This is a genomic window from Proteinivorax hydrogeniformans (assembly GCF_040515995.1).
GTDB lineage: Bacteria > Bacillota > Proteinivoracia > Proteinivoracales > Proteinivoracaceae > Proteinivorax > Proteinivorax hydrogeniformans.
Genome location: NZ_CP159485.1, coordinates 1,551,343 through 1,577,544, shown reverse-complemented (window position 1 = coordinate 1,577,544; position 26,202 = coordinate 1,551,343). Strand labels below are relative to the sequence as shown.

General features: G+C 35.9%; 27 protein-coding genes and 1 riboswitch. Of the genes, 25 read left to right on the top strand and 2 right to left on the bottom strand.

Annotated elements, in window-relative coordinates; all coding sequences use genetic code 11:
- The first annotated feature begins 88 nt into the window (after nucleotides 1-88).
- From PRVXH_RS07535 to yfcE, 20 genes are all read left to right on the top strand, one after another.
- Nucleotides 89-2,806 (top strand): calcium-translocating P-type ATPase, SERCA-type, encoded by a 2,718-nt coding sequence (locus PRVXH_RS07535; RefSeq protein ID WP_353892176.1) that lies wholly within the window; start codon nucleotides 89-91, stop codon nucleotides 2,804-2,806.
- A 284-nt stretch (nucleotides 2,807-3,090) separates the two neighbouring features.
- A complete protein-coding gene (locus tag PRVXH_RS07530) occupies nucleotides 3,091-3,969 on the top strand; it encodes a YicC/YloC family endoribonuclease (protein WP_353892175.1) in 879 nt (292 codons plus the stop codon).
- Between the two features lie 27 nt (nucleotides 3,970-3,996).
- The gene (remA, locus tag PRVXH_RS07525) at nucleotides 3,997-4,260 is read left to right on the top strand and encodes an extracellular matrix/biofilm regulator RemA (RefSeq protein WP_353892174.1); all 264 of its coding nucleotides are present in this window, start codon (nucleotides 3,997-3,999) and stop codon (nucleotides 4,258-4,260) included.
- Nucleotides 4,261-4,269: 9 nt separating this feature from the next.
- Entirely contained in the window at nucleotides 4,270-4,890 is a 621-nt protein-coding gene (gmk, locus tag PRVXH_RS07520) for a guanylate kinase (RefSeq protein WP_353892173.1), read from the top strand.
- Entirely contained in the window at nucleotides 4,871-5,056 is a 186-nt protein-coding gene (rpoZ, locus tag PRVXH_RS07515; protein WP_353892172.1) for a DNA-directed RNA polymerase subunit omega, read from the top strand. The genes gmk and rpoZ overlap by 20 nt, the downstream gene beginning before the upstream one ends.
- A gap of 21 nt (nucleotides 5,057-5,077) precedes the next feature.
- Nucleotides 5,078-6,262 carry a bifunctional phosphopantothenoylcysteine decarboxylase/phosphopantothenate--cysteine ligase CoaBC gene (gene coaBC / locus PRVXH_RS07510; RefSeq protein ID WP_353892171.1) on the top strand — a complete coding sequence of 395 codons (1,185 nt, stop codon included), beginning with the start codon at nucleotides 5,078-5,080 and terminating at the stop codon, nucleotides 6,260-6,262.
- 87 nt (nucleotides 6,263-6,349) lie between these two features.
- A complete protein-coding gene (priA, locus tag PRVXH_RS07505) occupies nucleotides 6,350-8,725 on the top strand; it encodes a primosomal protein N' (RefSeq protein ID WP_353892170.1) in 2,376 nt (791 codons plus the stop codon).
- A gap of 13 nt (nucleotides 8,726-8,738) precedes the next feature.
- A complete protein-coding gene (def, locus tag PRVXH_RS07500) occupies nucleotides 8,739-9,197 on the top strand; it encodes a peptide deformylase (protein ID WP_353892169.1) in 459 nt (152 codons plus the stop codon).
- 9 nt (nucleotides 9,198-9,206) lie between these two features.
- Nucleotides 9,207-10,148 carry a methionyl-tRNA formyltransferase gene (gene fmt, locus PRVXH_RS07495; protein WP_353892168.1) on the top strand — a complete coding sequence of 314 codons (942 nt, stop codon included), beginning with the start codon at nucleotides 9,207-9,209 and terminating at the stop codon, nucleotides 10,146-10,148.
- A gap of 2 nt (nucleotides 10,149-10,150) precedes the next feature.
- A complete protein-coding gene (locus PRVXH_RS07490) occupies nucleotides 10,151-10,915 on the top strand; it encodes a DUF116 domain-containing protein (RefSeq protein WP_353892167.1) in 765 nt (254 codons plus the stop codon).
- Between the two features lie 2 nt (nucleotides 10,916-10,917).
- A complete protein-coding gene (locus PRVXH_RS07485) occupies nucleotides 10,918-11,637 on the top strand; it encodes a zinc metallopeptidase (protein ID WP_353892166.1) in 720 nt (239 codons plus the stop codon).
- Nucleotides 11,637-12,950 carry a 16S rRNA (cytosine(967)-C(5))-methyltransferase RsmB gene (rsmB, locus tag PRVXH_RS07480; protein ID WP_353892165.1) on the top strand — a complete coding sequence of 438 codons (1,314 nt, stop codon included), beginning with the start codon at nucleotides 11,637-11,639 and terminating at the stop codon, nucleotides 12,948-12,950. Before PRVXH_RS07485 ends, rsmB begins: the two co-directional genes overlap by 1 nt.
- Nucleotides 12,950-13,972, top strand: a complete 1,023-nt coding sequence (rlmN, locus tag PRVXH_RS07475; RefSeq protein WP_353892164.1) for a 23S rRNA (adenine(2503)-C(2))-methyltransferase RlmN — start codon at nucleotides 12,950-12,952, stop codon at nucleotides 13,970-13,972. The genes rsmB and rlmN overlap by 1 nt, the downstream gene beginning before the upstream one ends.
- A gap of 23 nt (nucleotides 13,973-13,995) precedes the next feature.
- Nucleotides 13,996-14,718 (top strand): Stp1/IreP family PP2C-type Ser/Thr phosphatase, encoded by a 723-nt coding sequence (locus PRVXH_RS07470; RefSeq protein WP_353892163.1) that lies wholly within the window; start codon nucleotides 13,996-13,998, stop codon nucleotides 14,716-14,718.
- Nucleotide 14,719: 1 nt separating this feature from the next.
- Nucleotides 14,720-16,558, top strand: a complete 1,839-nt coding sequence (pknB, locus tag PRVXH_RS07465) for a Stk1 family PASTA domain-containing Ser/Thr kinase (RefSeq protein ID WP_353892162.1) — start codon at nucleotides 14,720-14,722, stop codon at nucleotides 16,556-16,558.
- Between the two features lie 24 nt (nucleotides 16,559-16,582).
- Nucleotides 16,583-17,458 carry a ribosome small subunit-dependent GTPase A gene (rsgA, locus tag PRVXH_RS07460; protein WP_353894560.1) on the top strand — a complete coding sequence of 292 codons (876 nt, stop codon included), beginning with the start codon at nucleotides 16,583-16,585 and terminating at the stop codon, nucleotides 17,456-17,458.
- A complete protein-coding gene (gene rpe / locus PRVXH_RS07455) occupies nucleotides 17,451-18,092 on the top strand; it encodes a ribulose-phosphate 3-epimerase (RefSeq protein WP_353892161.1) in 642 nt (213 codons plus the stop codon). The genes rsgA and rpe overlap by 8 nt, the downstream gene beginning before the upstream one ends.
- 5 nt (nucleotides 18,093-18,097) lie before the next feature.
- Nucleotides 18,098-18,202: riboswitch (TPP riboswitch) on the top strand.
- A gap of 127 nt (nucleotides 18,203-18,329) precedes the next feature.
- A complete protein-coding gene (thiT, locus tag PRVXH_RS07450; protein ID WP_353892160.1) occupies nucleotides 18,330-19,112 on the top strand; it encodes an energy-coupled thiamine transporter ThiT in 783 nt (260 codons plus the stop codon).
- Nucleotides 19,113-19,142: 30 nt separating this feature from the next.
- A complete protein-coding gene (locus PRVXH_RS07445) occupies nucleotides 19,143-19,736 on the top strand; it encodes a thiamine diphosphokinase (RefSeq protein WP_353892159.1) in 594 nt (197 codons plus the stop codon).
- A gap of 31 nt (nucleotides 19,737-19,767) precedes the next feature.
- Nucleotides 19,768-20,316, top strand: a complete 549-nt coding sequence (yfcE, locus tag PRVXH_RS07440; RefSeq protein ID WP_353892158.1) for a phosphodiesterase — start codon at nucleotides 19,768-19,770, stop codon at nucleotides 20,314-20,316.
- Between the two features lie 79 nt (nucleotides 20,317-20,395).
- Here yfcE and PRVXH_RS07435 read toward each other — a convergent pair whose 3' ends face one another.
- Together PRVXH_RS07435 and rpmB are read right to left on the bottom strand one after the other, a co-directional pair.
- Nucleotides 20,396-20,854 carry an S-ribosylhomocysteine lyase gene (locus PRVXH_RS07435; protein WP_353892157.1) on the bottom strand — a complete coding sequence of 153 codons (459 nt, stop codon included), beginning with the start codon at nucleotides 20,852-20,854 and terminating at the stop codon, nucleotides 20,396-20,398.
- Nucleotides 20,855-21,322: 468 nt separating this feature from the next.
- Complete coding sequence (gene rpmB, locus PRVXH_RS07430; RefSeq protein ID WP_353892156.1) at nucleotides 21,323-21,514, bottom strand: 50S ribosomal protein L28; 192 nt, start codon at nucleotides 21,512-21,514, stop codon at nucleotides 21,323-21,325.
- A 267-nt stretch (nucleotides 21,515-21,781) separates the two neighbouring features.
- On the opposite strand from rpmB, the gene PRVXH_RS07425 reads away from it, so the two are divergent.
- Genes PRVXH_RS07425 through sdaAA form a run of 5 tightly spaced genes read left to right on the top strand, consistent with a single transcriptional unit; the run spans nucleotide 21,782 to nucleotide 26,201 of the window.
- Entirely contained in the window at nucleotides 21,782-22,138 is a 357-nt protein-coding gene (locus PRVXH_RS07425) for an Asp23/Gls24 family envelope stress response protein (RefSeq protein WP_353892155.1), read from the top strand.
- Between the two features lie 19 nt (nucleotides 22,139-22,157).
- Complete coding sequence (locus PRVXH_RS07420) at nucleotides 22,158-23,786, top strand: DAK2 domain-containing protein (RefSeq protein WP_353892154.1); 1,629 nt, start codon at nucleotides 22,158-22,160, stop codon at nucleotides 23,784-23,786.
- Between the two features lie 19 nt (nucleotides 23,787-23,805).
- On the top strand, nucleotides 23,806-24,648 hold the full coding sequence (locus tag PRVXH_RS07415; protein WP_353892153.1) for a DegV family protein: 843 nt from the start codon (nucleotides 23,806-23,808) through the stop codon (nucleotides 24,646-24,648).
- A 14-nt stretch (nucleotides 24,649-24,662) separates the two neighbouring features.
- Nucleotides 24,663-25,319 carry an L-serine ammonia-lyase, iron-sulfur-dependent subunit beta gene (gene sdaAB / locus PRVXH_RS07410; protein WP_353892152.1) on the top strand — a complete coding sequence of 219 codons (657 nt, stop codon included), beginning with the start codon at nucleotides 24,663-24,665 and terminating at the stop codon, nucleotides 25,317-25,319.
- 12 nt (nucleotides 25,320-25,331) lie between these two features.
- Nucleotides 25,332-26,201 (top strand): L-serine ammonia-lyase, iron-sulfur-dependent, subunit alpha, encoded by an 870-nt coding sequence (gene sdaAA / locus PRVXH_RS07405; protein ID WP_353892151.1) that lies wholly within the window; start codon nucleotides 25,332-25,334, stop codon nucleotides 26,199-26,201.
- The last annotated feature ends 1 nt before the right edge of the window (nucleotide 26,202 follow it).

Below are 26,202 nucleotides of genomic sequence, written 5' to 3'. Positions count from 1 at the left end.
CAGTCAAAACATAAGGGGAATTTTTTATAAATTTTTACATAAAAATTTATATGAGCTTGTAAATAAATGGTCTGTTGGAGGTGTGAACTTGGATAACATCACAAATCTTGATTTAACACAACTAGAAAAGCGATTAGCCACGAACTTTGATAGTGGACTGAAGGAGTCCACAGCTCAACAAAGGTTGAACAAAGATGGCAAAAATGAAATTAAGCAGCAGAAAAGTGTAAGTCCTATAGGTCTATTTATAGATCAGTTTAAGGATGCAATGGTTATAGTTTTAATATTTGCCACCTTAATCTCAGGTTTATTAGGAGAGTATTATGACAGCATAACAATCATAATTATTATTGTGTTAAATGCAGTTTTAGGTTTTTTTCAAGAGTTCAAAGCGGAAAAATCCCTTCAAGCTTTAGCAAAGATGACCTCTCCTAAAGCTACAGTGATAAGAGGGGGTAAAGAGCAAAAGATTGACAGTTCAGACATAGTTGTTGGTGATATAGTTTTGTTGTCTGGAGGTGACAAAGTACCTGCTGATATTCGATTAATTGACTCTCAGAACTTAGAAATTGATGAATCAGCTCTTACTGGAGAGTCAGTTCCAGTTTTAAAAAAACACCAGAAAAAGGTTAAAAGTGCAGTGATTTCAGACGCTGTAAACTGTGGTTTTATGGGAACTTCTGTTACAAAAGGTAAGGCGAGGGGGATGGTTTTTGCAACTGGAATGAAAACGGCCATGGGGCAAATAGCTCATATGATTGACAGTGAAGGTAACGAACCAACCCCACTTCAAGTCAGACTTAACCAGTTAGGCAAAGTTCTTGTGTCAATATGTTTGTTAGTTAGTTTTCTTGTTGTCCTACTAGGAATATATAGAGGAGAAAATATATATAAGATGTTTTTGGCGGGGGTAAGCTTAGCAGTTGCCGCTATACCAGAGGGGATGCCAGCAATCGTTACAATATGCTTAGCATTGGGAGTTCAGAGAATGCTAAAAAGAAGGGCTATTGTTAGAAAACTACCCGCTGTCGAAACCTTAGGGTGTGCTACCGTTATATGCTCAGATAAAACAGGCACTTTAACACAGAATAAAATGACAGTGGAAAAAATATATGTTGATGGAAAGTACATAGATGTAACAGGCGAGGGATATACTCCGAAAGGAAGGTTTTTATACAAAAATTCGATACTTGATAAGCTAAATGGCAAAAGCAGTTTATTACAGCTATTAAAAATAGCATCTGTCTGTAACAACAGCAAAGTTATAAAGATAGCCAAAAAGTTAGGTTCTAAAAATTATGATATACAAGGCGACCCAACTGAGGGAGCATTAAATGTTTGTTGTCAAAAGGCTGACATAACAAAAGAGGAAGAGCTTATAGGAAAAGAGCTGGTATCAGAATTACCCTTCGACTCTGATAGAAAGATGATGTCCGTAGTAGTAAGGGACAAAAACAAATTAACTGGCTACACCAAAGGTGCTCCGGATATTATACTGTCAAAATGTAAAAAAGTTCTGATGTCGGGTATTGAAATGCCCTTAACAAGTGAAAGGCAAAGGGAAATAGAAAGCGCCATCAGTCGTTTAGCAAACCAAGGGTATAGGACCTTGGCTATAAGTTATAAAAGTAATGTAATAAGCAGTGATGAAAAACATGTGGAAGATGGCATGACGTTTGTCGGTTTGACTGCTATATTTGATCCGCCTAGAAAAGAGGTGTTTTCTGCCGTTGCTAAATGCAGAAGTGCAGGAATCCGGACCATTATGATAACAGGCGATCACAAAGCAACTGCTGTGAGCATAGCTAAGCAACTTAAAATTTTACCCCCAGGAGGAAGAGTGGTAACGGGAGCGGAATTAAGCGAATACTCTCTTTCACGGTTAATGGATATTATCGATGACGTATATGTTTTTGCAAGGGTTTCTCCAGAGCATAAACTAAAGATAGTGAAGGCCTTAAAGGAAAAGGGCCACACCGTGGCTATGACCGGTGACGGAGTCAATGACGGTCCCGCAATAAAAGCAGCAGATATTGGCATTGCAATGGGGATAACTGGTACTGAAGTAACGAAGGAAGCGGCATCACTTGTGCTAAGTGATGATAATTTTGCAACTATCGTAGAAGCTGTGGAAGAAGGTAGAAACATCTATGATAACATACGAAAGTTTATTAGGTTTTTGTTATCATGCAATGTCGGTGAGATTATGACAATGTTTTTAGCAATGTTAATGGGGTTACCACTTCCGCTAAAACCAATTCAAATACTGTGGATAAACCTTGTAACAGACGGATTCCCAGCTTTGGCTTTGGGAGTAGAGAAGCCAGAAGAAGATATTATGAAAAGAAAGCCTCGTAAAAAGAATCAGAGCGTTTTTAGTGATGGATTAGATTTTAAAATATTTAGTAGAGGGCTCATAATTAGTATTATTACGTTAAGTTTGTTTATTATAGGCTATAGAACATCTAACCAAAATATAGAAGTGGCAAGGACAATGGCTTTTGTTAGTTTGATTGTTACTCAGTTAGTACATGTTTTTGATTGTAGGTCTGAGAACAAAACAATATTTGAAATGAATATCTTTAGTAATTTTTACTTAATAGCGGCAGTTTCCTTATCGACTTTATTGATGCTAGCAGTTATTTATGTAACTCCACTTCAAAAAGTATTCAGCACTGTTCCCTTAACCATGCAACAGTGGGTTATGATCTTTGGAGTAGTAGCTATACCATATATAATTCAAATGCTTGTTGTGGCGTATAAGTACTTGGTAAAAAAGCCCCATTACAGTAGCTTTCTTGAATAACCACATTTTACATTGCCAATGCTTTTAAATGTCAGTAAGAGTCCAACACTAGTATCAGGTTATTCTAAAACAAGTGGTTCCAATCATCGAAAATAGATGATCGGAACCGCTTGTTTTTATTTGGGTTTATTAGATATGTCCAAGCCTCTTTTAGTTTATAGAGTTGTTATCGCTAGTATTTTGACAAAAAAACGAGCAATTTAACAAATGCAAGAGATTTTTGATGCTAAGGTTGAAATTTTTCAATTTATTGGTTAAAATAATCTAAAGAGGTGGTGAATTTTATGGTACATAGTATGACTGGATTTGCTCGAGATGAAATACAGCTAGAAAATCTTGATTTGGTTATAGAACTAAGAGGTGTTAACAATCGTTATCTAGATGTGATATGTAAGCTTCCTGAAAGCTTTTCTTTTTTTGAGGAAGCTATAAAAGAATTGATTCGTACTAAGTTAGGACGAGGCAGGGTGGAAGTTCGATTAAAGTTTAAAGACAACTCCTCTCAAAAAACATATATGATTGATAAAGAAGCCTTACATAATTTAATTGCGCAAGGACAGCAGGTAGCGTCAGAGGCTAACTTCACAGCCCCTAAAAACTTAGAACATTTTTTGCAGATTCCCGGCATAGTAGTTGAGGAACCTGTAAGGCAGGATGATAAAGAATTAAAAAAGGCTATCATTCCAAAAATTGAAAAAGTAATTAATGATTTTATTAATATGAGACAATCAGAAGGGGCTAGGCTAAAGGAAGATATTTTACAAAGACTAAATCTTATCAGCAATAAAATCATTAAAATTGAAGGACTTGCTGAAAACATGACTGATGACTACAGAGATAAGCTTAAAAAAAAGATAGAAAAACTGAATTTAGATGGCGTAGACCTAGATGAAAATCGTTTGATGATGGAGGTCGCCATATTTGCTGAAAGGTCTAGCATTACTGAAGAGCTTGTAAGACTCAATAGTCATTTAAAAGAGTTTGAAAACACTTTAAATCAAACTGGAACAATAGGCAGAAAACTAGACTTTATAGTTCAAGAGATTAATCGCGAGACAAACACTATTGGTTCGAAGTCTCATAGTTATGATATTAACAAATTAGTGGTAGACATAAAGGGAGAAACGGAAAAAATCAGAGAGCAAATCCAAAATATAGAATAATTATAAGCGTATGAAAGGAGAATATTGATGGAGATAAAATTAATAAATATAGGGTTTGGAAATATCGTATCAGCTAATAGAATAATTGCAATTGTAAGCCCTGAGTCAGCGCCAATTAAAAGAATAGTGCAAGAAGCAAGAGATGATGGTACGTTAATTGATGCAACTTATGGAAGAAGAACTAGAGCTGTTGTTATAACAGATAGTGAACATGTTATTTTGTCCGCTGTCCAGCCAGAAACTGTAGCCCAAAGGCTAAACGGCAAATCTCAGACAATAGAAGAGGAGTAGGAGAGCTATATGTCAACACAAGGTTTATTAATAGTGCTATCAGGTCCTTCTGGTGCGGGGAAGGGTACTGTATGTAAAGCTTTACTAAAAGAGTGCCCACAAATTCAATATTCCATTTCTGCAACAACACGTGAGCCCAGAGTTGGAGAAGTGCATGGTAAAAACTATTTTTTTACTAAAGTAGAGGATTTTGAAGAAAAAATTGCAAGCAAAAACTTTCTAGAATGGGCTAAAGTTTATGATAATTATTACGGAACTCCAAGAGATTTTGTTATTGAAAATCTAAAAAATGGGAGAGATGTAATCTTAGAGATTGATGTAAACGGAGCTAAGCAGGTGATGGAAAATTTCCCTGAAGGAACTTTTATATTTTTATTACCACCTTCTTTAGAGGAGTTATCGAATAGAATTTACAAAAGAGGTACAGACTCTAAAGATGTAATAAAGAAAAGACTGGCATCTGCTGAAGGTGAGATAGAAGAAATGAAAAATTATAACTATGCTGTCTTAAATGACAAAGTAGAGAATGCTGTAGAAAAAATTAAGGCTATTATTGTAGCCGAAAAGTGTAAAGTAAATAAAATAGATGTTGTTAAGGAGGGGTTTAAAAATGATCTACCCATCGATTGATGATTTACTTAAAAAAGTTGATAACAAGTACGCGTTAGTAGTGTTAGCTGCAAAACGTTCAAGAGAGTTATTGTTAGATTCTCAGGAAGATATGGAGGAGAAAAATAAAAAAACAGTTACCATAGCGCTAGAAGAAGTTCTAGATGAAAAGATAACTGTTAACTAGGAATGTTAAGGGGATTTTGATATGTCTAAAAAGACTGTTGTATTAGGTGTGACAGGAGGAATAGCTGCATATAAATCAGCTGAAATTGTCAGTAGGTTAAAAAAACAAGGATATGATGTGTTTGTAGTGTTAACCGGCCACGGTCAAAAGTTTATAACAAAGACAACTTTTCAATCCATCTCACAAAACCAAGTATATACCGACATGTTTGATATTCCTCAGCATGATACTGAGCACATAGCTTTAGCTAAAAGGGCAGATGTTTTCGTTGTAGCACCTGCTACTGCAAATATCCTTGGCAAAGTTGCATGTGGCATAGCTGACGATTTGCTAACGACTACGTTAATGGCTGTGAAATCACCAGTGATTTTTGCCCCAGCTATGAATACGGCGATGTATGAAAATAAGGTTGTACAGCAAAATATAAAGAACCTTGAGGGGTTAGGATACCACTTTATTAAGCCGCAGCAAGGCAGGCTAGCTTGTGGAGATGTTGGAAAAGGGAAGATGGCTGAACCTTCTGATATTGTAGAAGAAATAAATGGGCTACTATCTCAAAAACAAGCCTTAAAGGGAAAAAATATTTTGGTAACAGCAGGCCCTACGCAAGAACCTATTGACCCTTTCAGGTTTATAACAAATCATTCAAGCGGCAAAATGGGTTATGCTATAGCTGAAACTGCAAAATCCTTAGGTGCAAACGTAACTTTGATTAGCGGACCTACCCACCTAGAAAAACCAACTGGAGTTGAGTATGTTCCTATTTTAACTGCTGATGACATGCTAAAGGCAGTTAAAAGCTATGCCCAATCTAGTGATGCACTAATTATGTCTGCTGCTATTTCAGATTATGCACCAAAAATGTATCATGAAAAAAAGGTGAAAAAGAAAAGTGATAACTTGACGCTAGAGCTCACTAAAACCCCTGATATCCTGCAATATATTAGCACTTCATGTCCTGGTTTGGTAAAAGTGGGGTTTGCAGCTGAAACTGACAACATAATAGAATATGCAAAGGAAAAGCTAATTAAAAAGAAACTTGATTTGATAGTGGCTAATGACATCTCTGATGATAAATCAGGTTTTAAAAGTGATACTAATCAAATAACTATCATCAGTGAAAAAGAAGTAATGCCTTTTGAAATAATGAGTAAGCACGATTGTGCCAAAAAAATATTAGATAAAGTAATAAATTTAATCAATTAACAAACTAGCCCTTCGGGCTAGTTTGTTTTCCCATGTACCATAAATTATGATATAATTAATTATTATCGAACTTTAGGGGGGATATAGTTGAAAATTGCTGAGGTAGCCGTCGACTGCCCCACAAAACAACTAAATAAGGTTTATCATTATTTAGTACCCCCACACCTATCTAAAATCCTTAGTTATGGAGCAAGGGTGATAGTTCCTTTTGGACGGCAAAGAATGTTAGGCTATGTAATAGATATTAAGGGACAAAGTGAAGTGGAAAATTTAAAACAGATTATTGATGTTTTAGATGCAGACCCACTTATAGGGGACGATATGATCAAATTGGGTAAATGGATGGCACATCGTTATATAACTAACTTAGCAGTATGTTTTAATGCTATGTTACCAGCTGGCCTTAAAACCAATACAATTGAAAAGTATGTAGCAGGTAATAGTTGTACCAATGAAGAGTTAAAGGCTTTCATGTCAAAACCTAGGACTTTAGGTGAACTTGCGAAAAAATTTAATGTATCCTCTGATGATGTAGCCTGTTACATTAAAGAAAAGGTTTTGGTTAAACATAAATTTTTTCAGCAAAAAAGTTCAAAAAAATATATCGATATTTTAAGCTTAAATGCACGATCTAGTAAAAACCAAATAACTAAGGGAGCATTTCGACAACATCAGTTGTTTGAAGTGCTGCAAAATCAGGGAGAAGTTGTTTACCAAAAGCTTCCCACAGAACTAAAAAGGGCGGCTAATACGTTGGTTGAAAAAGGCGTTGTTCAAAGAAACAAAACTCAAGTTTTTAGAGAACCTGATAGTATAAATATTAAAGAAAAAGTGATATCTGACTTAACAGCCCATCAAAAAAAAGCGTATGAGATGATTTCCGAATCTTTAAATAAGCATAAACAGGATAATTTTTTGTTATGGGGAGTGACAGGAAGCGGTAAAACTGAGATTTATCTAAGGCTTGCACAAAAGATAATAACGCAAAACAAGCAAGTAATTGTTTTAGTTCCTGAAATTTCGTTAACGCCACTTATGGTAAATCGTTTTAAAAGCCGATTTAAAGATGATGTTGCAGTGTTACACTCAGGTCTCTCACAGGGGGAGAAGTTAGATCAGTGGCAAAAAATAAATGAGGGCAAGGTAAAAGTTGTTGTGGGAGCTAGAAGTGCAGTGTTTGCTCCTTTTAAAAATCTTGGATTGATTATAATAGATGAAGAACATGAAAATACTTATAAACAAGAGGAAAATCCTAAATATAACACTGTCGAGGTTGCTAAAAAAAGAGTAAAACTATTAGGAGGAGTATTAATTTTAGGCTCTGCTACTCCTGCTTTAGAAAGTATTTATAAGGCACAAAAAGGTGAATATAAACTTTTAAAACTACCTAAGAGAGCCAATAGCAGACCAATGCCCAAAATTGACGTCATCGATATGAAGCAGGAACTTACAGAAGGAAACCGCAGTGTATTTAGCAGAAAGTTGTTAAATCATATAAATAATTCACTAGATAACAATGAGCAAGTTGTACTGTTTTTAAATAGGAGAGGTTTTTCAACAACAACATTATGCAGAAAATGTGGGTTCACTTTTAAGTGCCCAAGTTGTGACTTAACTTTGACTAGTCATGATAGCGGTAATTATATGGTTTGTCATTATTGTCATTACCAGATTGCCAATCCAAGTAAATGCCCATCATGTAAAAGTATTCATTTAGCTTTTAATGGTATAGGAACTGAAAAACTTCAAAAAAAAGTACAGGAAACTTTTCCGCATAGCAGGGTTTTAAGGATGGATGTAGATACTATGTCCTCCAAAGATAGCTACAATAAGGTTTATCAACAGTTTGCCAATGGACAAGTAGATATCCTAATTGGCACCCAGATGATAGCCAAAGGATTTGATTTCCCAAACGTTACCACGGTAGGCATAGTTATTGCAGATATGGGGCTTAACATTCCTGACTTTAGAAGTGCAGAAAAAACATTCCAACTTGTCACGCAGGTAGCAGGTAGAGCTGGGAGAGATGAGAAAGAAGGTAAAGTAATATTACAAACATACTCTCCTGAGCATTATAGCATTGAGCATAGCTCAAGTTATGAATATATGGACTTTTACACTAAGGAATTGAAGATTCGTGAAGCATTGAATTATCCACCATTTGCACATATGATAAAATTTGACATAATCGCAAGTCAAGAAGAAAAAGTAAGAAGTGAAGCTGAAAAAGTATCTTTTGCTTTAAAAGAGATACTTCAAAATCATAAAATAAAAAAAAGTGAAATTTTAGGGCCGGTAATGAGTCCTAGGTATAAGCTTAGAAACAATTATAGGTGGCAAGTTATTTTGAAAACCAAAGACCTTAAACAATGGCTAGATGTCTTAAACAAGGCTAACTTCCCCTATAAGTTTTCAAAAGGTGTTAGGGTTTCTATCGATGTAGATCCACTGACGACAACATAAGGAGGTTTTTGTTTTGGCAGTTAAACAGGTGTTAGCAGATGAGAATCCAATATTAAGAAAAAAATCCCATCCCGTAGTGGAGGTAAATAAAGAGATAATAAAGCTATTAGATGATATGTATGAAACTATGGTAGATTATAATGGAATAGGACTAGCAGCACCTCAAATTGGGGTGTTAAAAAGGGTGATAGTTATTCAAGTGGGTGATGAACTTCCTAAAATAGAGCTTATTAACCCCAAGATTGAAAACGCTACCGGTGAGGAAGCTGATTTAGAAGGGTGCTTGAGTGTGCCAGGAGTTTATGGCGAAGTTAAAAGGGCAGAAGAAGTAACTGTCTCGGGGGTAAATAGGGTTGGTAAAAACATCAAATTTAATGCTAAGGGTATGCTTGCGAGAGCTATACAACATGAGATTGATCATCTAGATGGTATAATTTTTACCGACAAAGTAGATAAACTCATAGAAGGTTAGGTGTTTAATATGAAAGTTGTATTTATGGGAACCCCAGATTTTGCGGTCCCGACTTTGGAGAATCTTAATAATAATTATGATGTTATAGCTGTTGTGACGCAACCGGATAGAAAAAGAGGAAGAGGACAAAAGTTTTCTTATTCGCCGGTGAAAAGTTATGCAGTGGAAAATAAAATAGATGTGTTTCAGCCAGATAAGGTAAAAGATAAGGAATTTATTTTAGAGTTAAAAAAGCTTTCTCCAGACGTTATAGTTGTTGTGGCATATGGTCAAATTATTCCAAAGGAAATCCTGCAGATACCACCTTTAGGATGTGTCAATGTTCATGGGTCGCTATTGCCTGAGTTTAGAGGTGCTGCACCGATTCACTGGGCTGTAATCGAAGGCAAGGCGTTCACAGGCATAACTACAATGCTGATGGATGAAGGAATGGATACAGGAGATATGCTTATTAAAAAAAAGGTAGATATAAATTCAGAGGATAATGTAGCTACCTTACACGATAAGCTATCAAAGGTTGGAGCCGATGCATTGATTGAAACATTGGAACAGCTTAAAAATGATAAAATAACTCCTATACCACAAGATTCTAAGGAAGCAACATATGCTCCTAAGATAACAAAAGAAATTTGTGAGATTAACTGGAATGAAGAAAGCACACAAATTTTCAATAAAATCCGTGGACTAAACCCATGGCCTGGGGCACACACACATTTTAATAATACTAGAATTAAACTCTATGATAGTGCAGTATCTAGCAAAAGTTTTAAAAAAGAATGTGGGCAGGTAGTTTCCGCAGATAAAGACGGTTTATTGGTCCAGGCAAAAGATGGTGCTGTATCGTTGAAAACTGTACAACCACAAAACAAAAAGAAAATGGATGCTATCTCTTTCGTAAATGGATACAATATTAAAGAAGGGGATAAATTTGGGGAAAAGAGAAGGGGATAAAATTGGCTTTTAAAGTAGAAGCATATCAAAAAAGATTGTTTATGTCGCTACTTATTGTTGCGCTTATGCTTATTGTAGGGTTTATTGGCCTACTAGTAAGTGGTATAATAGCCAACTCTGTAGTAATAAATGTAATTATATATACGTTATTTGTTCTTTTACTCAGTTTTTTAGTGATAGTGAGCTTAGGTATTTTGGTGTTATTAGAAAGTGTAGCTTTTAAAAAGGTACCTAAATCACTACAGAAGCTAGGCTGGCTCAGTATTAAAGTATTATATCCTGTGGTATTTTTCTTAGCAAAGATTTTTAAATTGAATAAAGAAAAAATAAAGGGGTCCTTTATAGCTATCAACAATGAAATGATGGCGGAGGTTAACGATGGATTAAAAGGGGAGGAGCTATTAGTGCTTTTGCCTCATTGCATACAAAAGGCAAGCTGTGAGGTTAAGGTAACCCATGATGTTGACAAATGTAAGCGTTGTGGCAAGTGTGACCTTGCTTCAATCTTAAAGCTAAAAGATGAATACAAATTCAATCTTTATGTAGCAACAGGAGGGACCGCTGCCCGCGAAGTTGTTAAAAAGTCAAGACCGAAAGGCATTTTAGCGGTAGCCTGCGAAAGAGACCTTTTCAGTGGCATAATGGATTGCAAACCACTTCCTGTTGTAGGAATCTTAAACCAGAGACCAAACGGTCCATGTTACAATACATTGGTTGATGAAAAGGAATTAAAACTAAAAGTAAAAAAAATGTTGAGGGAGGAATAATTATGTTTTTTGGCGGCACAGGTCTTTTTTTCTTCGATTCGGGGTTAATTTATTTTGTCATTCCAGCAGGTATCTTTGCTATGTATGCCCAGGGAAAGGTGAAGTCAGCTTATGCAAAATATTCTAAAGTTATGGCTAACAAAAGAATAACAGGAGCGCAAGTGGCAAGGACATTGCTTGATAGGATGGGTTTGCAGGATGTTGACGTGGAACTTACAAGTGGACATTTATCTGATCACTACGATCCAAAAGCTAAAAAGGTTAGATTATCAAGAGAAGTCCATAACGGTACATCTCTAGCTTCTTTGGCAATTGCTGCCCATGAAACCGGTCATGCTAATCAGCATGATGAAGGTTATTTCTTTTTAGCCTTTAGAAATAACTTTGTTCCATTGGCACAGTTTGGAAGCTCTCTAGCTATGCCTCTATTTTTGATTGGATTTATTTTTAGCGCCCAAGGTGGTGGGCCAACTTACTTAATGGACTTAGGAATTGCGTTTTTTTCCTTTGCGCTTATATTTCAATTAGTTACTCTTCCCGTTGAATTTAATGCCTCTAGCAGGGCGATGGCATTACTAACAAATGAAGGGATTATAACTAATGAGGAACAAAAGGGGACTAAAGCAGTATTAAATGCAGCAGCCCTAACTTATATAGCGGCAACTGCGGTTGCATTAGCGCAGCTTCTTAGATTAATCTTGTTAAGGAATAGTCGAAGGTAATGGAAAATAATTCAAACCCTAGAGTTGAATGTATTAAGGCATTAGTGCAGATAGAACGTAACGAAAGCTATTCAAATTTAGTTATTAACGATGTTTTAAAAAAGGTAACTTTTACTCCTGAGGATAAAAGTCTTTTTACAAAAATCGTCTATGGAGTTATAGCTAATAAAACATTTCTTCTATGGGTGCTAAAAAAGTATGTAAAAAGACCTCACAAACAGCAGGATTGGTTAAAGTACACGTTAATGACATCACTATATCAAATCGCTTTTCTAGATAGCATACCTGATTATGCTGTAGTTAATGAAGGCGTAAAGTATGTTAAAAAACGCAATTATAGAAAAGCGTCATTTGTAAATGCTGTTCTTAGGAATATTGTCAGGGAAAAAGACAGTATTTTTGATGTGCCCAAAGAAGATTTCCTCGAGTTTCTTTCTATCAGATATTCCTATCCAAGGTGGATGGTAGAAGAGTTTTCTAAGGTCACTACAACGAATGAACATCTAGAAGCTTTGTTAAAAGCTATGAACTCTTCGCACCATACAACCCTAAGGGTTAATACTTTGAAAAGTACAAAAGAAGAGCTTTTAAGGACATTAAAAGATAAGGGTATTGATGTCAGCAGTGTTGACCAGTATCGAGTTGCCATAAAATTTAACAGCAGTACCCCGCTAAATAACATTAAAGAACTTGATGAGGGCAAATGTTTTGTGCAAAGTTTAGGTTCAATTTTGGTAGGGGAAATAGCTGATCCTAAGCCAGGGGAAACAGTTATCGATATGTGTGCAGCACCAGGCACAAAAACAACCCATTTAGCTCAGCAAATGGGTGATAAGGGTAAAATTTATGCGTGTGATGTTCATAAGCATAGAGTGAATCTTATAAAAAAATCCTGTCAAACTGCTGGCGTCAATATTGTAGAGCCGGTTTTATTAGACAGCACTAAAGCTTGTGAGTATTTCCAAAAAAGATTTGACTTAGTGCTTTTAGATGCCCCTTGTAGCGGTTTAGGAGTAATTGCAAATAAGCCAGATATAAAATGGAATAAGAGCAAGGATGACTTGGTTAGCATTGCGTCGTTACAGTTAGAACTGATTAAAAATGGAGTTAAATTATTAAACCCTGGAGGGGTCTTGATCTATTCCACATGTACATTGACTAAAACAGAAAATGAAGATATAGTTAACTATGCTTTAAATATCGATGATACGCTGTCTTTAGTTCAACAAAGGCATGTTTTTCCAGATAAAGATAATACAGATGGGTTCTATATAGCAAAAATTAAAAAAAGAAAAAAGGGTGAAATTGACTAGTGATAAACTTAGTAGGATTAGATGTTAAAACTATGGAAGATAAATTAAATCCATATATTAGTCAAAAATTTAGGATTAAACAAATTCATCAGTGGATATATCAAAAGCAAGTATCATCTTTTATGGAGATGTCAAATCTTCCTCAAAGTCTGCGAGAAGAACTTCAGGATAAATTTACTATAGGTGATATTCGAATTAAAGATAAACAGGTGTCAAAAGATGGTACGACAAAGTTTTTGCTTAAGTTTCCTGATGGAGCTTTAACTGAAGCGGTATTAATGAAATATGAGCATGGCTTAAGTATTTGTATATCAACCCAAGTAGGTTGTAAAATGGGCTGTGTGTTTTGCAGCTCAGGCGAGCAAGGTTTTACAAGAAATCTTTCAAATGCTGAGATTGTAGAGCAGTTTTGGGCTATACAAAGGATAACAAAAGAGAGAATAAAAAATATTGTTATTATGGGCATGGGTGAACCCCTAGATAATTACGATAATGTATTAGAGTTTATCAAATTTGTAAATGATGAAACAACTTTTAATATCGGAATCAGAAATATCACTCTTTCAACTTCAGGTTTAGTCCCCCAGATTTACCGGTTAGCTGAAGAGCGCCTTGGGATTACTTTAGCACTATCTTTACATGCTCCAAATCAACAAAAAAGGCAAAAAGTTATGCCAATTTCCAAAAGCTTCCCTTTAAAGGAGGTTATAGACGCTTGTCGCTACTATTCTGACCAGACTAAACGTCGTTTAACTATAGAGTACGCTATGATTAGTGATTTCAATGATAGTGATAAAGATGCCTTCGAGCTTGCTAGCTTATTGTCTGGACTGTTATGTCATATTAACTTAATACCTTTAAATGACTCTAGTAGTGATCATGAACTTAAAAAAAGCTCAGACGAAAGAGTAAAAGCCTTTCAAAAAGTTTTACAAAAAATAGGCTTTAAAGCGACAATCCGAAGAGAACTTGGTAGCGATATTGATGCTGCTTGTGGTCAACTTAAGAAAAGGAATAATTAGAATAAGAATGTAGGTGAGGCCTAATGAAAATAGGTGGGAAAACTCATTGTGGTTATCAAAGAGAAATTAATCAAGATTATTTTGTTTATGGTAGAAATGGTAGCTTTTCGTACATAATTGTTGCCGACGGGATGGGTGGACATTTAGCCGGAGAAATTGCCAGTAAAAAAGCTGTAAATTTTTTGGCAAATGAACTTGAAAATAACGATGATATTATACAGCTCAAGACTTTAATTGAACAAGTAAATGAGGAGCTTTATAAGATTTCTAATGAAAAGGAAAGTTTAAAAGGTATGGGTACTACGCTATCTGTAGTGATTATATCTAATGGTTACTTAAATGTTGGTCATGTTGGCGATAGTCGAGTCTACCTGTTAAGAGATAAACAGCTTTTACAATTGACAAATGATCACTCATTGGTAGCTGATCTAGTTAGACATGGTCAATTAACAGAAGAAGAGGCAGAAAAGCATCCACAACGGAATGTTTTAACTCAAGCTGTCGGCACTGATAGTATTATTGAAGTTCAAAGTAGAAGTCATAGGTTGAAATCATATGATAAAATTTTACTGTGTACAGACGGTTTGACTAAGTGCCTAACTGATACAGAAATAGCTGAGTTGATGATGGAATCAGAAGTAGAAGACATTTGCGACAAGCTTATAGGAGCAGCACTAAATCAAGGTGGCACAGATAACGTAACAGTTGCGATAGCAGATGTTGGGGATATTAAGGAGGTGAATTAGCATGGTTGGACAAAAGCTAGCAAATAGGTATCATATAATAGAAAAAATAGGCACAGGTGGTATGGCGATAGTTTATAAAGCTCGCTGTACGTTGTTAAATCGGATAGTTGCCGTTAAGGTATTAAAGGCCCAATTTGTCCATGATCAAGAGCTAGTTCGAAGGTTTAGACGGGAAGCACAAGCTTCTGCTGGACTCTCCCATCCCAACATTGTAGGAATATATGATGTAGGTCAAGATAAGCAAAATTATTTTATTGTGATGGAATATGTAGCTGGTCAAACTCTAAAAGATTATATAAATGAAGGTAAAATTAATTTAAATGAAGTTTTAAATATTGCTAAAAATATTTGTAAGGCGTTAAAACATGCCCATGATAATTCAATAATTCATAGGGATATCAAACCCCAGAACATATTATTAACAAAAGAAAAGCATGTTAAAGTTACTGATTTCGGTATAGCAAAAGCAATAAATACAGATCAAACTTTAACTATGCAAAATACAAATACAGTACTTGGTTCAGTCCATTATTTCAGCCCAGAGCAAGCAAAGGGTAACTATGCAGGTGCACAATCGGACATCTATTCTCTAGGAATTGTCATGTATGAGATGTTAACTGGCAAAGTGCCTTTTGATGGAGATAGCCCAATATCTGTAGCTATAAAACATATCCAAGAACCAGTAAGGCCACTAGATGAGCTTAATGCGGATATACCTGAAGGGGTTTCAAGTATTGTAAAAAAAGCTGTGACTAAAAACAAAGATATGCGCTATAAAAATGCAGAGGAATTATTAAATGATATTAGGAGCTGGCTCAATTATGGGGCTGTAGAAATTGAAGAATCAGATGAATTAGATCAAAAGACTCAGCGTTTTTCAATTGCGGAGGCAACAGAAAAAGAAGATGCTGATGAAATAAAGGGGACTCAAAAAGGAAAAGCAAAAGCTAAAAAAATTACAACTATAGTTTTGATTTCCCTACTACTTGTAGCTGGTTTAATAGGTGGAGGGTACGCTTTAACAAAAAGAGCCTTACATGTACCGGAAGTTCCAGTGCCAAATGTAGAGGGGCTGCCTCTGTCTGAAGCTATCAAAGAGATAGAAGACTTAGGATTACAGTATGTGATTGAAGGAGAAGAACACAGTAATTTGCCTACAAATCATGTGCTATACCAAAGTCCTTCAGCGGGTTCAACGAGACGTGAAGGTAGAGAGGTCTCATTAATTTTAAGCCTTGGAGCTCAATACATTAACGTTCCTGATATTGTGGGCGAGACTGAAAGATCAGCTTTAAACACACTGTCCGAAGTAGGATTTGAGGTTGAGGTAAATAGAGAGTATGATGATGCTGTGGAAAGTGGTAAAGTGATAAGTCAATCTCCTAGCGGTGGTAGTTTACAAAGGGAAGAAGTTGTCTCAATTTTAGTAAGTGAGGGGCCTAAACCTGTAAATATGCCTGGATTAATCGATAAAGACTTAAATGAAGCTAATGATTTACTTGAGCAATTAGGTTTGAATTACACAACTAGATGGATACAACCTCAAGGTGAAAGTCCTAGTGGAATTGTTGTTGATCAGAATCCTTCTTCTAATGACGAGATTTTACCAGGGCAGACCACTGTGGAGTTGAGCATAAGACCATATGAGCGCATAGAAAAAACAGTTGAGGTTGATGTTGACTTTTTCGGTACACACGTACGTATCGTAGTTGAAGATATTGAAGGTATGACTACGGTTGTTGATGAGAGAATATCTGGAGGGCGCAGACCTAGAGAGTTTGATGTGCGCCTTTGGGAAGGTGGAGAAGTTAGGGTGTTTGTAGATGGTGAGTTACAATAATTTTTAGAAAGGTTGTGAAAATGAATTAACGGGATAATATATAAGGCTTTAAGTGGGTTTTATTATGTAAAAACAGAAAGTGGTTATTCTTATCAATGTAAGGGCCGAGGAAAGCTAAAAAAAGAAAAGATTAAGCCCTTAGTAGGTGACAGGGTGGAAATCACTACTATATCAGATGACGAAGGTGTTATTGAAAAGGTTTTGCCTAGGAAAAACCTCCTTTATCGGCCTACTGTAGCAAACATCGATCAAATGATTGTAATGGTCTCAAATGAGCAACCAAAACCTGACTATATGCTAATGGATACATTGCTAGCTCTAGCTGAGCATTATAATATTAGCGCGCTGGTGTGTGTTACAAAGATAGATCTTGGAGATAGTGTGTTAAAATATGTTAAAGATAGGCTTCAAAGTACAAACTATAGAGTTTTAGGCATATCAAATCAACCACCACAAGGTATTTCTCAGTTGAAAAGTCTAATGGAGGATAAAATATCTTGTTTATGTGGGCAAAGTGGAGTTGGCAAATCCTCATTGGTTAACAACTTAAATCCCGATGCCAACTTTAGGGTTGGGAATATTTCCACTAAGATACAAAGAGGTAAGCATACTACTACTCATAGCTCATTGGTTGAAGTTACTAAAAATGGTTTTATAGTTGACACGCCAGGGTTTTCAAATTTGTCCTTGCAGGATGTTGGCCTGAAACAGTTAGCTAACCTTTATGTCGACTTTGATGGTTTTGAGTGTAAATTTACCTCTTGTACTCACATGAGTGAACAAGAATGTGGTGTGAAAAAGGCAGTGGAAAAAGGGCAGCTACATCAAGATAGATACGAAAGTTATGTTATGCTTAATAAAAAATTGAAACAGTTAAAGGAGAGATATAAACGTGGTTAAAATTGCGCCTTCCCTTCTAGCAGCAAATATACTTGAACTAAAAAGTGAAATACAGATTATTGAAGATGCAGGTGCCCACTGGCTGCATATAGATGTCATGGATGGACATTTTGTTCCTAACATAACCTTTGGACCTGATTATGTAAAAGCTATTAACAATCTCAGCAACCTTACATTGGATGTACATTTAATGATAGAGAATCCAGAGCTTTATATACCCAAATTTGCAGAAAATGGTGCCGACATTATTACGGTACATTATGAATCTGCTATACACCTACATAGAGTGGTACAAATGATAAAGTCGTATGATATTAAAGCAGGAGTTGCAATAAATCCAGCCACAAATGTTGAAAATTTAAGGTATATATTAAATGAAGTAGATATGATTCTTATAATGTCTGTAAACCCAGGCTTTGGAGGACAAAAGTTTATTAAAGAAGCTGTTGAGAAAATAAAGCATCTTAAGAGCATGCTGCCAAGTGAGAAGGATGTTGAGATACAAATTGACGGTGGTGTAAATGGTGAAAATGCCAGTGAACTTATAAGCGCTGGCGCAACTTCGCTTGTTGCCGGATCTTATATATTTAAAAGTATCGATAAAAGGAAAGCTATAGAAAGTTTAATGAATTAAATAATAGTGATGACTGGGGGAGTTACTTAAAGTAACTGAGAAGACATTTTGTTTGACCCTTTGAACCTGATCTGGATAGTGCCAGCGGAGGGAAGTCGGCGTACAAGTAACTAAATTAGGCCGTTCCCGTTGGGACGGTCTAATTTTTATGACAGTTTAACTGGCTTTTTATTTTAATGGTTAGCGGGGAAACAACCCTAACTGATTGAAATTTTATTTATTAAAGGAGAGTTGAATATGAGAAATCAAAAAACTAAAGTTTTAGTTGAAGCTGGGGTTATGCTTGCCCTTGCTATTATTCTAAGTTATCTAAGACTGGGCCGGATGCCTCAAGGTGGATCCGTTTCACTACAGATGGTACCTATCTTTATAATCGCTTTAAGATGGGGTGTTTTTCCTGGCGTTTTAACTGGAGCAGCTTTTGGTTTGATGCAAATTTTTCTTGGAGACGCTGTAATTGCTCAACCACTTCAGGGTTTTCTAGATTATCCACTAGCTTTCGGAGTAGTTGGTCTTTCGGGGTTATTTTCGAAAAGACAAGTTCTTGGTGTGGTTTTTGGGGGATTTTTTAGGTTTATATGCCATTTTATAGCTGGTGTTGTATTTTTCGCTGAGTACGCTGGTGATCAAAATGTATTTGTTTATTCCGGAGTTTATAACATTACATATATTCTCCCCGAGGTTATAATAGCAGCTTTAATAACTCCTATGTTACTTTCTAAGCTTACGGGCTCTGCAGCAGACCAAAAAGAAGAGGCAAAAACTTTTAAACTTTTCTTATCAGCAGCACTTCCGCTACTTATTACAGTATTTTTTATGGAAGATTTTAAACTAGAGTTTATAAACGAATATCTCTTTAAAGGTTCTGTAGGTTTAGGCTGGCTATTGGTTCTATATTTAAACATTAAAGATTATGTTAAGTCTAAAATCAAGACACCCTTAATTGTGTTCGGATATACTCAACTAATTACATTAGTTGCTTTTATCTTGATTTCGCTTATCGCTTTTTTTTCTAACTAAATAATGGTAAAATAAAAGAGGATGATTTCAGTGATATATTTATTTTTAAACGGAGAAGTTCCACTAAAAAGTGACTTTTTCTATACACAGCCTTCTAAAGTAATTGCAGTAGATGGAGGTGCCGATAAAATTCCTGAGAGTTTAACGGAGGATATTATAATTGGAGATTTAGATTCTATCAGAGCTAAACCTAAAGTGGAAGTTATCAAACATCCGGTAGATAAGGATAAAAGTGATTTTGAGCTAGCTTTAGAATATATCTCCAAGTTTTTTTCACATAAGAAGCTTGTGGTGTTTGGTTTGACAGGGGGGAGGTTTGACCACCAACTATTCAATTTGTTCCTCCTCAAAGATTACAGCGATAGCTTTGATATTGTATGTGAAACGGAAAATGAATCTATATATGTCACTAAGGGAAATCAGAAAATCAAAGGATGTAAAGAAAAGAGTTTTTCAATATTTCCTTTGGAGGATTTAGAAAGTCTTTCTATTACTGGTGCTAAATACCCCTTAGAAAATAAAAAGGTTTATATGGGTGAAACATTGACCCTAAGTAATATATGTACTTCTGAATCGCTAAATGTTTATTCTGATAAAGTCGTGGCAACAATTATAAATAAGTAAAGTTGTTTTAGTATAACAGGAGGGAGTTATTATGAAGGTAGGTATAATTAGCGATACTCATGGAGTTGTGGACAGTTGGGATGAAGTTTACTCTAAATACCTTAGCTATACCGACTTAATAATTCATTGTGGAGATGTTCTATATCATGGCCCTAGAAATCCAATTGTCGAAACTTATAACCCTAAGTTATTGGTTGAGCGTATAAATAATATTTCAACCCCGATAGTTTTTGCAAAAGGAAATTGTGACGCAGAGGTTGATCAAATGGTGCTGAATCACCCTCTACAAAGCCCATATACTATTATGATAATTTCAGGTAGGAAGATTCTAGCTACTCACGGACATGATATTGATTATTGCGAAAGACTGAGTCTTGCGCAAAGGTTTAATTTGGATATAATGATAACTGGTCACACGCATATCCCAGATATATATACTGAGAAGGGCACAATTTTTTTAAATCCTGGCTCTATAGCCCTACCGAAAAATGACTATCCTAGCTTTGGCATGCTTTCAAAAGATAAAATAGAGATTCTTAATTTGAAGACACATAAAACTGTGAAGAGTATTGACATATAGTTATTAAAAATAAAGAATGGTATTGCTAAAAAAGCAATACCATTCTTTATTAAATCAACTAAGCTATTTTGTTGACGGTCTATTTTAGGTTATATTTTTTTTGTAATAAATCAACTAGTTCTTTTGCATATTCTTTCGCGCCAAAAAGTGATAGGTCTTTATAGTTACCGCATTGTACAGGGTTTGCAGCTGGGATTTCTTTAGAAGAAAGAACTTTTTTTAAAGAGTTTAGTAAGGCAGTTAGCACATCTTCTTCTGCACGACTACCCACCACTATTAGATAAAAGCCAGTTCGGCAGCCCATAGGGGATATATCTACAATATCACTAAGTTCCTCTCTAAAAAATCCAGCAAGTAGATGCTCTAATCCATGTAGTGCTGCTGTTGGAATCGCTGTTTCATTAGGCTGAACAAATCGTAAATCAAATTTTGTGATTATGTCTTTGTTAGGTGTGCAGATTTCTCCACATTTTCTCACAAAGGGAGCGTCTACCTTGGTATGATCCATTGTAAAACTTTCTACTACTACTTTTTCCATTTTAACCTCTCCTTTTTGCCTAATTTTATAATATGTTCAAATACTAGGTGTTTAGCAGGATAACCACAATTTTTAGTATAAGTCCTAATCGTCATTTGGTCAATTTTATCGCAGGTAACTGACTGCTAGTTCCCAGTGATCGTAAGTTTCACATTATATTTCTCGGATATTATCACTAAAATGAGGAATGTTTAGGAGATAATATCATAAACTGTAATAACAGATTTTATATGCTAACGAATAATTTACAAATTTAAAAGTTCTTTTTATGTTTTTTAGAACATTTACTTTTTTATAGAATAAAGATAAAGTAAGCAGATTCTTTTTAAAAAGTGGGGGTGTTCTTATGAAAATAGTTGCCATCAAACTTCCCAAGTTCTTAAGTAAAGTAGTGAGAGTATTTATGAAAACTAAAGAGAAAAAATAAAAAGCGACCGGTTGGGCGCTTTTTATTCTTAAGTATTTGTATTATAAGGCTCTTTTAACTTTACCTGCTTTTAAGCAACGGGTACAAACGTTCACTCTTTGTATAGAACCGTTAATATCCGCTTTAATTTTTTGCAGATTTGGAGACCATCTGCGTTTAGTTTTCACGTTAGAGTGGCTTACTCTATGACCGGTACTGGGCGCTTTTTCACAAATTATACATTTTTTAGCCATATGTCCCACCTCCTTTTACAACAGATATCATTTTACCATAATATATTTAATTTAGCAAGATAAATAATGAGTAGAAAAAAATAATTTATAACTACTTTTTAAATAGTATACAGTAAAAAAAACAAAAAATACAAGGGTGTGGGGTGAGCATAAGTAACTCAATATGTAAGTTTTGATTTTTTCGCTAAATGTAGTAAAATAGTAAGTAGAAATCAGAAGCTACTAATTTAAAATAAAAGAATAAAATTTTTAAGAGGAGGAAAGAGAATGAACTTAAAAACTGAGTTAGGTAATGTCAATGTTTCTAAAGAAGTTATTGCTACTATTGCAGGAGCTAGTGCTACAGAGTGTTTTGGTCTTGTGGGAATGCAGTCTAGAAAGCAAGTTAGGGATGGCTTATCAGACCTACTAGGGAAGGAAAATCTTGGAAAAGGAGTTGAAATTACCGAACAAGATGACCAGCTTCATATCGAACTTTTTATTGTAGTAAGTTTTGGCACAAAGATACACCAGGTTGCTCAAAATGTTATAGATAAAGTTAAGTATTCCGTTCAGAAACTAACGGGATTAGAGGTTGGGCATGTTAAAATAAACGTCCAAGGAGTCAAAGTAGATCAAAGCTAGTTAGAGGAGGAACACATAAATGGACCTTAAGCAAGTAGATGGAAAAATTTTAAGAGAAATGTTAATTATGGGAGCAGAAGCTCTAGCCATAAACAAAGAAAGAGTAGATAGCTTAAATGTATTCCCTGTTCCCGATGGTGACACAGGTACTAACATGAATCTGACCATGGGCTCTGCTATAAATGAAATAGAAAAACAAAAAAGTGATAGCGTTAAGGCTGTAGCAAAAGCACTATCGAACGGCTCTCTAATGGGAGCAAGGGGTAACTCCGGCGTTATTTTATCACAGCTTTTCAGGGGATTTTCTAAAGCTATAGAGGATAAAGAGAATGTTACACCAGTTGATTTCGCTGTAGGTTTAAATGATGGGGTTAAAACTGCCTATAAAGCTGTACTTAAGCCAGTTGAAGGAACTATCCTTACTGTATCGAAATTTGCTGCAAAAGCAGCGCTTTTAAAAGCTAGGGATGGCGGGGATATAATAGACGTAATGGAAGCTTGCCTTGAGGAAGGGCAAAAGACCCTAGATAAAACCCCTGAGATGTTAGAGGTTTTAAAGCAAGCTAATGTAGTTGATGCGGGTGGTAAAGGGTTATTAGTTATTTATGAAGGCTGGCTAAGATCTTTAAAAGGTGAAAAGTTAGATGGGGTTAGTGAAGAGATAATTCCAGAAGATATTCGTGATTTTGAAGATGAGCATCCCGCTAATATTGAAGATATTGAGCACGGATATTGTACAGAATTCTTGGTTCAAGGTAATAATATAGCTATTGAAAAGCTAAAGGAAAAGTTAAATGTTTTGGGAGACTCGCTACTTGTAGTGGGTGATGAAGATGTTGTTAAAGTTCATGTACATACTAACAACCCTGGCCAAGCACTAGAAAATGCAATCAGCTACGGAGAGCTACAAGGGATAAAGATCGATAATATGAGGGCACAAGCAAGAGATAAGATGGTAACAGAACAATCTAAGCCTAGCAAACCAGCAAAAGATATCGGCATAATTACCGTAGCTAGTGGCAAAGGTCTATCAGATATATTTACCAGCATGGGGGTAGACTATGTAATTGAGGGTGGCCAGACTATGAACCCTTCGACAGAAGACTTCATAAAGGCGATAGAGAGGATTAATGCTAAATCTGTCATTTTGATACCAAATAATAGTAATATCATCTTGGCTGCGCAGCAAGCAGAAAAAATCTCCCCGATACCTGCTAGAGTAATTCCTAGTAAAACAATTCCTCAAGGTATTGCCTCACTACTTAATTATCAAGCTGAAGGCGCTGAATTAGATGAGGTTTTTGGACAAATGCAAGAAGCTATATCAGACGTTAAGTCTGGTCAAATTACCTATGCGGTAAGAGACTCTAAGTACGATGATCTTGAGATCAACAAAGGGGATATTCTTGGAATTGCAGAGGGCGAAATTACTGTGTTGGGAAAAGGGGTTAAGGAGATAACCTTAGAATTATTAGAAAAGATTGTGGATGAAGAGAGCGAAATTATTACGCTTTTTTATGGTCAGGATATGAAAGAAGAAGAAAGTTTTGAAATTGTGGAAAGTATCGAGGCTAAGTTTGAAGATGTTGAAGTAGAGCTTCATTATGGCGGACAGCCACTGTATTACTTTTTGGTGTCGGTAGAATAAGCTTAAAGGTGGTGATTTGATGACCTCCACAGTAGTTGTCACAGATAGTGGTGCTGATCTACCCGAGAGTATCATCGACGAGCTAGATATTTGTATAGTACCTTTAGAGATATTAGCATATGGGCAAAATCAAAAAGATGGTGTTGGCCTATCTGTAGAACAATTGTTTAGAACTTTGAAAAAAGAAAGTCAAGATATTTCTGTGCGTGAACCAGATATTGGTGATTTTCTAGAAGTCTATCAATCCTTATCAAATAAATATAAAAATATTATCTCAATACATGGCAACACTACCTTTAATAATGTGGCTAAAAAAGCAACTGGTGCTAAGGAAGCTTTGTCAGAAACTAAAGTTAGTACGATTGAGACTCAGCTGTTTTCCTTAGGACTTGGCTCTTTGGTTATGGAAATAGCTAAAATGGCTAAAAGTTCAAATAAAAAGACGAAGTTAGTTAGCTATGCCAATAATCTAAAAAATGATATGTTAACTTATTTTTTGATAGAGGGTTCAGACACAATTAATGCAAAGCTGAACAAGCAACTAGAGAAAGAAAACGATGATGTTGCAAATACTATTTATATAATAATGATAAAAAGTGGGAAGGTAGAAGTAGTTGATTGTTTTAAAAATAGACCTAAAGCGTTAGAAGGTTTGTCTAAATTAGCCCAAAGCAGGTTTTTGAACACCGCAAAGTATAAAGTCGCCATTTCATACGGAGACTGCTTAAACGACGCTTTAAAGCTTCGGGAAAGCTTAGAAGGTGGACAGGAATATCATGAATTAATATTATCTCAGGTTGGGGCTGCAACTGGGGCACACCTAGGACCTAAGGCTCTGGGAATAACTACTTATCCCGTATAAAGGAGGTCCTAATAATGAGCGTTTTTGACATAATTGGTCCGATAATGATCGGTCCTTCAAGTTCTCATACTGCAGGAGCAGCCAGGTTGGGAAGAATGGCAAAGATAATTGCTGGAGAACCGATTAAATCAGTAGTTATAAAACTTTATGGGTCATTTGCAAAGACTTACAAAGGACATGGAACAGATATTGCACTAGTAGCTGGATTACTGGGACTTTCCGAGGAAAGCTCCGACTTAAAAAACTCTTTTGAGATTGCCAAAGAAAAAGGGGTTAACTTTGAAATTATCGAGGAATCTAAAGGAGCAAGTCATCCTAACACAGCTGTTTTTGATATAATGACAGAATCTAAAAGAATAAATGTTGAAGGATGCTCCATAGGTGGAGGTAATATCATCATAACAAAAATTGATGATTTTTCATTGAATTTGACTGGGAAATTTAACACCCTAATAATTCCCCATAAAGATATGTATGGAACAATAACTAAAGTAACTCACAAACTAGCGGTAGATAAAGTAAACATTGCAAATATGAGTGTGGCAAGAAAGGAAAAGGGTGTAAGTGCCTTGATGGTAGTAGAAACTGATCAAGAAGTTTCTAATATGTGCCTTGAGAAAATAGAGGCCATAGATGAAGTAGACATCGTTTCCTTTATTCCACCACTATAGGAGGTATTAGGCATGGGCTTTCCTAAAAGTTTTTCCCAGTTGAGAGAGCACTTAGATAAGACTGATAAGCAATTACCAGAACAAATACTAGCTTGGGAAGTAGAAGAAACGGAAAAAAGCAGAATCAATATAATTGAAAAAATGGAAAATTACTGGAAAGTTATGAAAGAGGGGGTAAATGAAGGGTTACGCCCTGATATTAAATCTGTCTCAGGATTAACAGGGGGAGACGCGTATAAATTGCTAAAAGATTCGCAATCGCTTATAGGTAAACCCCCTAAAAAAGCCATGGCATATGCAATGGCAATGGCTGAAGTTAACGCTTCGATGGGAAAAATAGTCGCCACACCAACGGCAGGATCTTGTGGGATCATGCCGGGAGTGTTGATGGCAGTAGAAGAGGAATTTGATATAAATCAAGAAGAAGTAGTTAATGCTATTTTTGTGGCGTCTATGATAGGTAAAATTATTGCATATAAAGGGACAGTGGCTGGAGCGGAAGGTGGCTGCCAAGCAGAATGTGGCAGTGCATCAGCTATGTCAGCGGGAGCTGTTACTTACCTACTAGGGGGAAGTTTAAAGCAAATAGAAAATGCAGTTGCTATATCCATAAAGAATGTGATGGGCCTAGTTTGTGATCCTGTAGCAGGCTTAGTGGAGGTTCCGTGCATAAAAAGAAATGGTCATTACGCGGCAGCTGCTATGATTTCAGCTCAAATGGCTTTGGCAGATGTGCATAGCGTAATCGATGTAGATGAAGTAATTGACGCTATGGCAGAAGTAGGGAAAATGTTACCTGAGGAGCTTAGGGAAACCTCCATGGGTGGTCTGGCAAACACATCATCAGCAAGGAGGATTGAAAAGGTATTGAGGGGTGAGTAAG

Excerpts from the sequence above, each read along its gene's own strand:
- fmt (WP_353892168.1), top strand. The coding sequence starts at position 9,207 with ATGAAAGTTGTATTTATGGGAACCCCAGATTTTGCGGTCCCGACTTTG.
- rsmB (WP_353892165.1), top strand. The coding sequence starts at position 11,637 with ATGGAAAATAATTCAAACCCTAGAGTTGAATGTATTAAGGCATTAGTG.
- rpoZ (WP_353892172.1), top strand. The coding sequence starts at position 4,871 with ATGATCTACCCATCGATTGATGATTTACTTAAAAAAGTTGATAACAAG.
- PRVXH_RS07530 (WP_353892175.1), top strand. The coding sequence starts at position 3,091 with ATGGTACATAGTATGACTGGATTTGCTCGAGATGAAATACAGCTAGAA.
- PRVXH_RS07415 (WP_353892153.1), top strand. The coding sequence starts at position 23,806 with ATGACCTCCACAGTAGTTGTCACAGATAGTGGTGCTGATCTACCCGAG.
- yfcE (WP_353892158.1), top strand. The coding sequence starts at position 19,768 with ATGAAGGTAGGTATAATTAGCGATACTCATGGAGTTGTGGACAGTTGG.
- pknB (WP_353892162.1), top strand. The coding sequence starts at position 14,720 with ATGGTTGGACAAAAGCTAGCAAATAGGTATCATATAATAGAAAAAATA.
- remA (WP_353892174.1), top strand. The coding sequence starts at position 3,997 with ATGGAGATAAAATTAATAAATATAGGGTTTGGAAATATCGTATCAGCT.
- rpmB (WP_353892156.1), bottom strand. The coding sequence starts at position 21,514 with ATGGCTAAAAAATGTATAATTTGTGAAAAAGCGCCCAGTACCGGTCAT.
- PRVXH_RS07435 (WP_353892157.1), bottom strand. The coding sequence starts at position 20,854 with ATGGAAAAAGTAGTAGTAGAAAGTTTTACAATGGATCATACCAAGGTA.
- gmk (WP_353892173.1), top strand. The coding sequence starts at position 4,270 with ATGTCAACACAAGGTTTATTAATAGTGCTATCAGGTCCTTCTGGTGCG.
- sdaAA (WP_353892151.1), top strand. The coding sequence starts at position 25,332 with ATGGGCTTTCCTAAAAGTTTTTCCCAGTTGAGAGAGCACTTAGATAAG.
- PRVXH_RS07420 (WP_353892154.1), top strand. The coding sequence starts at position 22,158 with ATGGACCTTAAGCAAGTAGATGGAAAAATTTTAAGAGAAATGTTAATT.
- PRVXH_RS07485 (WP_353892166.1), top strand. The coding sequence starts at position 10,918 with ATGTTTTTTGGCGGCACAGGTCTTTTTTTCTTCGATTCGGGGTTAATT.
- PRVXH_RS07425 (WP_353892155.1), top strand. The coding sequence starts at position 21,782 with ATGAACTTAAAAACTGAGTTAGGTAATGTCAATGTTTCTAAAGAAGTT.
- sdaAB (WP_353892152.1), top strand. The coding sequence starts at position 24,663 with ATGAGCGTTTTTGACATAATTGGTCCGATAATGATCGGTCCTTCAAGT.
- PRVXH_RS07470 (WP_353892163.1), top strand. The coding sequence starts at position 13,996 with ATGAAAATAGGTGGGAAAACTCATTGTGGTTATCAAAGAGAAATTAAT.
- thiT (WP_353892160.1), top strand. The coding sequence starts at position 18,330 with ATGAGAAATCAAAAAACTAAAGTTTTAGTTGAAGCTGGGGTTATGCTT.
- coaBC (WP_353892171.1), top strand. The coding sequence starts at position 5,078 with ATGTCTAAAAAGACTGTTGTATTAGGTGTGACAGGAGGAATAGCTGCA.